This is a genomic window from Bradyrhizobium sp. SHOUNA76 (assembly GCF_023006445.1).
GTDB lineage: Bacteria > Pseudomonadota > Alphaproteobacteria > Rhizobiales > Xanthobacteraceae > Bradyrhizobium.
Genome location: NZ_JALBHA010000521.1, coordinates 1 through 4,315, shown reverse-complemented (window position 1 = coordinate 4,315; position 4,315 = coordinate 1). Strand labels below are relative to the sequence as shown.

At 64.6% G+C, this 4,315-nt stretch carries 2 protein-coding genes and 1 pseudogene; 2 read left to right on the top strand and 1 reads right to left on the bottom strand.

Going from position 1 to position 4,315, the window contains the following annotated elements:
- Both MOV74_RS32355 and MOV74_RS32350 read left to right on the top strand, forming a co-directional pair.
- Window positions 1-2,751 (top strand): GAF domain-containing protein (locus tag MOV74_RS32355; protein ID WP_246931059.1); only part of this gene is annotated, 2,751 nt, incomplete at its 5' end.
- A gap of 84 nt (window positions 2,752-2,835) precedes the next feature.
- Window positions 2,836-4,215, top strand: coding sequence for an alpha/beta-hydrolase family protein (locus tag MOV74_RS32350; RefSeq protein WP_246931060.1), 1,380 nt, complete (start codon window positions 2,836-2,838; stop codon window positions 4,213-4,215).
- On the opposite strand, the pseudogene MOV74_RS41320 reads toward MOV74_RS32350, so the two are convergent.
- Window positions 4,206-4,315: pseudogene (locus tag MOV74_RS41320) on the bottom strand (diguanylate cyclase domain-containing protein); the annotation flags it as partial. The gene MOV74_RS32350 and the pseudogene MOV74_RS41320 sit on opposite strands and share 10 nt — an antisense overlap.

Here is a 4,315-nt window from a genome sequence, read left to right as displayed (position 1 = left end):
GTGCCGTTCGCGCAATTCCCGCCCTACCCGCTGGTGGCCGATGGCGCGGCGGCGCAATTGCCAGACACCGAGCTCGAGCCGGCGGCGCGCGACATCGCGCGTGCGCGGGGCTATCGCAGCATGCTGTTCACACCCTTGATGAGCGAGGGCGAGGCCATCGGCGTCATCATCGCGACGCGACGCGCGACCGGCGCGTTCGGCGATCATCACGTGCGGCTGCTGCAGACCTTCGCCGACCAGGCGGTGATTGCGATCAAGAATGTCAGCCTGTTCAACGCCACCAGGGAAGCGCTGGAACGCCAGACTGCGACCGCCGACATCCTCAAGGTGATCGCGGCCTCGCCCGCGGATGTGACGCCGGTGTTCCAGGCGATCTCCGACAGCGCCAAGGCCCTGGTCGGCGGGCACTCCTCCGCCGTCACGCGCGTCATCGACGGCATGCTGCATCTGGCGGCCTTCACCACCGACGTCGAGGCTGGCAACGCAGATTTGCTCAGCTCGTTCCCGGCGCCACTGTCGGCATCCGGCATCCACAGCCGGGTCGCGACCAGCGGAAAGGTCGCATTCCGCAGCGACATGCAGAACGAGCCAGACCTCACGGACGCGATGAAGGAGCTGGCGCGGACGCGAGGCTATCGCAGCATCCTCGTGGTGCCTATGCTGCGCGACGGCGTTGCGATCGGCACCATCGGCGTGACGCGGCCGGAGGCGGGTCCTTTCCCGGACAAGGCAATCAACCTGCTCAAGACCTTCGCCGACCAGGCCGTGATCGCGGTCGAGAACACGCGCCTGTTCAACGAGGTGCAGGACCGCACCCGCGAGCTTACCGAGTCTCTGGAGCAGCAGACCGCGACATCGGAGGTGCTCAGCGTCATCAGCCGATCGGCCGGCGATCTCAAGCCGGTGTTCGAGGCGATGCTCAGCAAGGCAATGCAGCTCTGCGGTGCCAGTTTCGGCGTGCTCAATACCTACGATGGCACGCAGTTCCACACAGCCGCCACTTACGGTCTGCCCCCCGCCTACGATGAATTCCGGCGCAGGGCGCCCCTCAACTATGGTCCGGCCACCGCGCCTGCGCGCCTGTTGAGGGGCGAACCGTTCGTCGAAATGGTCGATCTTCTGGAGTCGGACGCCTATCGCAGCGGAGAGCCGAACCGTCGGGCGTTGGTCGATCTCGGCGGCGCGCGCTGTCTGCTCGCTGTGCCGTTGCTCCAGGAGGAGCGCATGGTCGGCAACGTCATGATCTTCAGGCAAGAGAACCGGCCGTTCTCGAAGAAGCAGATCACCTTGCTGAACCAGTTCGCGGCGCAAGCCGTGATCGCCATCGAGAACGCGCGGCTGCTCAGCGAATTGCGTCAGCGCACCGAAAATTTGACCGAGTCGTTGCAGCAGCAGACCGCGACTGCCGACGTGCTCAAGGTTATCAGCCGCTCGGCGTTCGACTTGCAGGCCGTGCTCGATACGCTGGTCGAATCGGCGGCGCGACTATGCGAAGCCGATATGGCGGCGATTACCCGCAAGACCGGCAGCACCTATTTCCGGGCGGGCTCCTACGGGTTCCCAACCAAATTCGTCGAATATGTAAGAGATCTCCCGGTCCGGCCGGACAGGCGCACGATCACGGGCCGGACTTTGCTCGGGGACAAGGTGGTCCATGTCACCGACGTGCTCGAAGACCCCGATTACTTCTTTGAAGGCCAGGAATTGAGCGGCAATCCGCGCAGCTTCCTCGGTGTGCCCTTACTGCGCGAAGGCAGCACGGTTGGCGCTATTGTTCTCGCACGTCGCGCAATCCAGCCGTTCAGCGAAAAGCAGATCGAACTCGTTACTAGCTTCGCCGACCAAGCCGTCATCGCGATCGAGAATGTGCGCCTCTTCGACGAAGTGCAGGCCCGCACGCGGGAGCTCGCCGCCTCGCTCGAGAACTTGCGCGCCGCGCAAGACCGGCTGGTCCAGACCGAGAAGCTGGCATCGCTCGGCCAGCTCACCGCCGGCATCGCGCATGAGATCAAGAATCCGCTCAACTTCGTCAACAATTTTGCATCCCTCTCTGCCGAATTGACCGACGAGCTGAACGAGGTGCTCGCACCCGCCGCCCTCGCGGACGATATCCGCGGCGAAGTCGACGAGCTCACGGGGCTTCTGAAGGACAATCTCGAAAAAATCGTGCAGCACGGACGGCGCGCCGATTCCATCGTCAAGAACATGCTGCTGCATTCGCGCGAGGGCGGCGGCGAGCATCGCCTGAGCGACATCAACGCGATGGTCGAGGAGAGCCTCAACCTCGCCTATCACGGCGCGCGCGCCGAGAAGCCGCAGTTCGACGTGACGCTCGAACGCGACCTCGATCCGGCTGCAGGCTCGGCCGATGTATTCCCTCAGGAGATCACCCGGGTGCTGCTGAACCTGATCTCGAACGGATTCCATGCCGTGGCCAAGCGCAAGGCGGAGAACGAGGCGGCCGGTTACGCGCCCGTCGTGACCGCCGCGACCCGCGACCGCGGCGATCACATCGAGATCCGCATTCGTGACAACGGCACCGGCATCCCGGACGAGGTGAAGGAGAAGATGTTCAATCCATTCTTCACCACCAAGCCGGCCGGCGAAGGCACCGGGCTCGGATTGTCGATGAGCCACGACATCGTGGTGAAGCAGCATGGCGGCACGATCGACGTCGCGACCGAGCCGGGCAGATTTACCGAATTCAGGATCGTGCTGCCGCGCAAGAGTGGCCTGCCAGACAACAGCTGAGGATAAATTCGCCCAGTGGGTGTTTTCGGCAAACTGGCGTGGCTCATTCGGCGGCAATTGCTGTCGTTGTCCGGCGTCGGCCTCATGCTGGGTGCTCTGTTCTTCGCGGCCGCGCTGACGCCGACGCTGGTCCCGCGGAGCTATCTCACGCAGGGCGCCGTCGCCGGCGCCTGCTTCGGGATCGGCTATCTCGCCGGCAATGTCTGGCGCTGGCTGTGGCACTATCTCGAATTGCCGGAGCCGTCGGCGCGCCTGAGATCGACCGCAAACGCGCTGGTCGCGGCCGCCTGCCTGCTCGTCGTCATCCTTTTTCTGTGGCGGGCGGCCGGATGGCAGAACTCGATCCGCACCGTGATGAAGATGGCGCCGGTCGAGACCGCCCATCCGCTCAAGGTCTGCGTCATCGCCCTGATCACCTTCGTCGTGCTGCTGGTGCTGGCGCGGCTGTTCGCGCTTGCCGCCGGCTTCGTCGCCACGCGTACGAGGCGCGTCGTTCCGCGGAGAATCGCGAACGTCATCGGCGTGCTCGCCGCGGGTCTGTTGTTCTGGTCGATCGCCAGCAATGTCCTGATCCGCACGGCGTTCAACGCGCTCGATTCGTCCTTTCGCGAAGTCGACGCCCTGCTCGAGCCCGAGCGGCCGCAGCCGACCGCGCCGGAACGGACAGGAAGTCCCGCCTCGCTGGTGAAGTGGAAGCAGCTTGGACGCATGGGGCGCAGGTTCATCGCCTCGGGGCCGACCGCAACTGTGATCAGCGCCGTTACGGGAAGGCCAGCGAAGGAGCCCGTGCGGGTCTATGTGGGCCTTGGCGGCGCCGCGACGGCGCAAGCGCGCGCCAGGCTTGCGCTCGACGAGCTCAAGCGGCAGCACGGTTTTGAACGCAAGACACTCATCGTCGTCACGCCGACCGGAACCGGCTGGATCGATCCTGCCGCGATGGACACCGTCGAATATCTCCACCATGGCGACGTCGCCAGTGTCGCGATGCAGTATTCCTATCTCAACAGTCCGCTGTCGCTGCTGTTTCAGCCCGAATTCGGTGCAGAAGCGGCGCGCGCCCTGTTCTCCGAAATTTACGGCTACTGGACGACGCTGCCGAAGGACCGGCGGCCGAAGCTGTACCTGCATGGACTGAGCCTCGGCGCGATGAACTCGGAGAAATCCGCAGAGCTGTTCGAGACGATTGGCGATCCGATTACGGGCGCACTTTGGAGCGGCGCGCCGTTCGAAAGTCGCATCTGGCGCTCGATCACCGCGAACCGCAATCCGGGCACGCCGGCCTGGCTGCCGGAATTCCGCGACGGCCGCTTCGTCCGCTTCATGAACCAGAATGGACCGACGGTGCCGGCAGATGCGCCCTGGGGACCGATGCGCGTCGTCTATCTGCAATATGCGAGCGACGCGATCACCTTCTTCGCCTATCGCGACGCCTATCAATCCCCTGACTGGATGACGGCGCCGTGACCGAGGGAGTCGTTGACGTTCTTGAAGCGATCGAGGTCGAGCATCAGGATCGAGAAGGTCGGCCCGCCGTCCTCCAGCCGGCCATTGAGCTCGTCGAGCC

Bases quoted from the DNA above. Each gene is read 5' to 3' on its own strand.
- MOV74_RS32350 (WP_246931060.1), top strand. From the start codon at position 2,836: ATGCTGGGTGCTCTGTTCTTCGCGGCCGCGCTGACGCCGACGCTGGTC.